Annotated in this window: 6 protein-coding genes and 1 pseudogene; 1 reads left to right on the forward strand and 6 read right to left on the reverse strand. The window is 50.3% G+C overall.

Going from position 1 to position 3,928, the window contains the following annotated elements:
- The 6 genes and pseudogenes from APU11_RS28020 to APU11_RS13875 form a co-directional block, all read right to left on the reverse strand.
- Nucleotides 1-262, reverse strand: a pseudogene (locus APU11_RS28020) (hypothetical protein); the annotation flags it as partial.
- Complete coding sequence (locus tag APU11_RS13855) at nucleotides 259-603, reverse strand: helix-turn-helix transcriptional regulator (RefSeq protein WP_060578538.1); 345 nt, start codon at nucleotides 601-603, stop codon at nucleotides 259-261. The gene APU11_RS13855 and the pseudogene APU11_RS28020, both read right to left, overlap by 4 nt.
- Nucleotides 600-1,472: an ATP-binding protein gene (locus tag APU11_RS13860; RefSeq protein WP_058650901.1), complete on the reverse strand. Its 873-nt coding sequence runs from the start codon at nucleotides 1,470-1,472 to the stop codon at nucleotides 600-602. The genes APU11_RS13855 and APU11_RS13860 overlap by 4 nt, the downstream gene beginning before the upstream one ends.
- A complete protein-coding gene (locus APU11_RS13865; RefSeq protein WP_058650902.1) occupies nucleotides 1,457-2,311 on the reverse strand; it encodes a replication protein in 855 nt (284 codons plus the stop codon). The genes APU11_RS13860 and APU11_RS13865 overlap by 16 nt, the downstream gene beginning before the upstream one ends.
- 82 nt (nucleotides 2,312-2,393) lie before the next feature.
- A complete protein-coding gene (locus APU11_RS13870; RefSeq protein WP_000449472.1) occupies nucleotides 2,394-2,615 on the reverse strand; it encodes a CII family transcriptional regulator in 222 nt (73 codons plus the stop codon).
- A gap of 37 nt (nucleotides 2,616-2,652) precedes the next feature.
- On the reverse strand, nucleotides 2,653-2,898 hold the full coding sequence (locus APU11_RS13875; protein WP_060578541.1) for a hypothetical protein: 246 nt from the start codon (nucleotides 2,896-2,898) through the stop codon (nucleotides 2,653-2,655).
- Nucleotides 2,899-2,982: 84 nt separating this feature from the next.
- On the opposite strand from APU11_RS13875, the gene APU11_RS13880 reads away from it, so the two are divergent.
- The gene (locus APU11_RS13880) at nucleotides 2,983-3,759 is read left to right on the forward strand and encodes a helix-turn-helix transcriptional regulator (protein WP_032655966.1); all 777 of its coding nucleotides are present in this window, start codon (nucleotides 2,983-2,985) and stop codon (nucleotides 3,757-3,759) included.
- The last annotated feature ends 169 nt before the right edge of the window (nucleotides 3,760-3,928 follow it).

The raw sequence follows: 3,928 nt of genomic DNA on the forward strand, positions 1-3,928 counted from the left end.
CTGGCATGGGGTGGTTTAATTGCTTTAGTTCGCCAGAGGCCAATGAGAAAATGAGCCCCTTTGAGGTGATGAAATAGCGATACTTAAAACCAAAAATCTCTTTCACATCGCCAAATAAGTCAGCCAGCGCCGCGCATCTGGCTTCAAGTGCGGCGTAGTCATCGTATTTAACAAGCGCGCCATCATCAGCAAACTGCAATCCAGTCATTCCATCTGCTGAATATCCATCTTGATATCCATAGTCATAACGTTTCACGCTCATACCCCTTCCCTCCCCCAAACCATCAATACTCGCTTCATAGCCGCGCTGTTACGGCACTCCTGGCAGATCACGTTCGTATCTGTGCGCTGCACCAACTTCGAATTCCCCTTCGGCATGGCCGGTATGGTTTCCGGTGCGTATTTCATGCCGTAGCTGGTCAGCCGATAAAGCCGCTGGCCATGCTTACCTTCGAACTCGATCAGGACGTCTGCAAACAACGTGCTTAACGGGCCGGAAATCTTTTTGGTGGTCATGCCGATCATGGTGGCAATACGCCCACTGTTCAGGCCCGGGTTATTACGCAGGGCTGCAAGAATCTGCCCACGAATTGTTATGGTCATGCTGACCCCTTAGAACGGTAAGAATCCCACGTGAATGACAGAGTGCACCCGCCGCCATCGCTCATGCGATCAAGAACTCGTTCGCCGATGAATGCAGCCAGTTCTTCCCGGGTCTGGTTGCTGATCAGGATGGTTGGCTTCATCCGCTCATAACGGGTGTTGATGATTTCGAACATGATCAACTTCTCGGCGTCGCTTCCGAACTGCACGCCGACCTCATCGATAATCAGCAGGTCGGGCTTCGTGAAGTAACGGATAACTTCGTCTTCAGTACGGCTTGACCCCTTCGACCAGGTTGACTTGTACTCCCTGGCAATTTTCAGCGCGGTGGTGAACACAGCTGAGCTTTGGTGCTCGGTGATTGCATGCCGGGCGATAGCCAATGCGAGGTGGTTCTTGCCAGTTCCAGGCTTGCCACACATCACCAGGCCGCCACCCTTCTGCAAACGCTCAGGCCAGCGGCTGGCGTATGCCTGACAGACCTTCAGGGCGCGTTTCGCTTCTTCGTTCACCGGTTCATAATTCTCCAGTGAACAGGATTCAAACCTGGCCGGGATGCTCAGTCCATCCAGCAGGCGCTCGATGTTTCTTTTGCGGGCTGCTTCGTTGATGCTAATTCTTTCCGCCTGCAAGCGGCCTAACTCCTCTTTGAGGCATTCAGGGCAGCAGCTTGGGCGCGGGGGAATTTTCACGACTGAGTTTAAGAAATGCCTGGTCCTGCATTCAAAGGGGCCATGCGTTTCGCAGTTCTCGGTGCTGATAGTTAGCTCGATATCTTCATGCTGAACTGGCGGCTGGCTCAGCTCAGCAATGCGTTTCTCAAGTTGATTGATTTTTTCATCCAGCGTCATGATCAGTCCCTCGCCCATGCAGGAATTTCAGTCTGGCCGTAGTCTTTGCCAGCAAAGTTCTCAGATACGCGAGACTGCGCGCGAGGCGGCTGCTTGGCTGTCTTTGGCTCAAACAAACCCTGCCAGCCATTCGCGATGCTCTGGTTGATGATTTCTTCAGGCTGGTATCCGCTGCACTTGCAACGCTCAAGCAGGTTGATGGCCTGGGTTACCGTCTGCTGAGACTTAATCGGTTTCTTCAGGTCGCGACGATAATCGACCCATGACTTCCAGACTGAAACTGACAGCCATTCAGGAAGCTCAACACTAGCCGGATCGAACGAAGCCAGCTTGGGGGATTTAGGGGGTTTATTGATATTGTCTTTATTGTCTTTTGTAATAGTGTCTTTTGTGTTTACCTTATTTGGGTAAGTGTCGTTACCTGATTCGGGTAAACATTCCTTACCTGATTCAGGTAAATTTACCTCTTTCAGGTAAACTTTATTTTCGTTACCTGATTTGGGTAATTTCACCCATTCGCTGACCGCTTTGTTAATCCCCACAGTTCGCCCGATTTGGGTAAATACCCCACGCTTAACTAACGCACTTTTAGCCGCAGAGCATTTGTGTGGGAGGATGCCGGTCAGGGCAGATAACTGATCATTGCTTACCCAGTCTGCCTTTTTGTTGAAACCGTATGTTTTGCGCATTACTGCCATGAAGACCAGCAGCTGATGCTGAGACAATCCAGCCAGCATGACAGCCTCCAGAAGTTCATTGGCGATGCGCGTATAGCCATCATCAAGATCTGCCACGCGCGGCTCCTTAGGTGCCACGTCAGGCACAGGGAAATTGATTACTTCGGCAGTGTTTGCCATAATTGCTCCTGTGAATTGATCCAGTTAATTCCACCTGAAAGCCGTTGGTGTTACAGCACCTCGGCTTTCGCCCTTTCTGCGTTCATGCTTCAAAATCTCCCTTCACTCCATCCCGGTTAGAAATCAGGATGGCCAGCAGCAGCGACATGTTCGGTACCAGGTTCTCCCGCCACCGGCTGACTGTGGATTTGTTGATGCCAGCTACTTCGGCTATCCGGGCGGTACCCAGATCTGCGATTTGACGCTGCACCCAACTCTCAATTCGTCGTGCCTCCGCTTTGTTGCGTGTCGTTAAGGTTTCCATTTGCGATACTTCCTGTGATTTTTAGTTAGGGCCGCCCTCAGGCGGCATGTGATCCATGTTTAGTTCGATCGGGGTTTGCGGCTTGACGTAGCCACTCCGCCGTAAACTGCCCTTTTGATGCGTCAGCCAAAAGCTGTGAATAGTTGGTTTTCTCTGTGTACTCGGTGCGAGGCAATGCCGCGTTCTTTACCCACTTGTGAATAGCAACATTCGACAGACCACATAGGCGTGCCGCTGCGGTTTGTCCGCCTACAGCTTCGATTGCAAATTGCATTGGGTTCATAGTGTTTCCCGTTAACTATATTAACTACGAGTTAAGGTTATATCTTAACTGACAGTTATGTCAACTCTAATTGATAATTAACACATGGTTAAAAAAGACGATTTAAAAGAAGAGTTTTCGAAGAGACTTCGCGCTGCATTGCTTGATGCTGGCGTGGGTGGGCGTGGGCAGGCTGGCAGGATCAGGGAAGCTATGAAGTCCCAGGGGATTGCTGTATCTGAGCCCGGGATCTGGAAGTGGCTTAACGCATCAGCAATACCAGACCAAACCAATATCCTTGCACTTAGCCGCTGGCTTGGGGTTCGCCCTGAGTGGCTGGAATACGGAAGGAATGATCCTGAGCCTGAACTGCACAGGGAATCTTCTATCCCGCCGGAATCCGAGTGGGGAACTGTTGACGCTTGGGACAAAAACACACCGCTTCCTGCTGACGAGGTTGAAGTGCCGTTTCTTAAGGATATTGAATTTGCGTGTGGCGATGGACGCGTACACAGCGAAGATCACAATGGTTTTAAGCTCAGGTTCTCAAAGGCAACCCTCCGCCGCGTTGGAGCTAACACTGATGGGTCTGGCATCCTGTGTTTCCCTGCTACTGGCGACAGCATGGAACCTGTGATACCGGATGGTACGACTGTAGCCGTCGATACGAACAACAAACGCATAGTTGATGGGAAACTGTATGCCATTGGTCAGACAGATGGCGGGAATGGTCAACTCAAGCGCATTAAACAACTGTATCGTAAGCCAGGTGGGAAGCTGATCATCCGCAGTTACAACAACGACTCCTACCCAGACGAAGAGGCTGATATTGATGATGTCGAGATAATTGGCCGTCTCTTCTGGTACTCGGTGCTGCTGTAGAGACGAAGATGCGGCTGGTGTGATAGCCGTCATCATTCAATATGATTGATGAAAATCATCATAAAGTTTGTGTTCTTTTAGTCGATTTTAAGTGTATATATATCATGTGCGCGCGATATAGAGATGTTTCCTTTCAAAGTCAATTATTTCATTGCTAAATCAGGCTAAC

This window comes from Enterobacter sp. 50793107 (genome assembly GCF_001463365.1).
GTDB classification, from domain to species: Bacteria; Pseudomonadota; Gammaproteobacteria; order Enterobacterales; family Enterobacteriaceae; genus Enterobacter; species Enterobacter cloacae.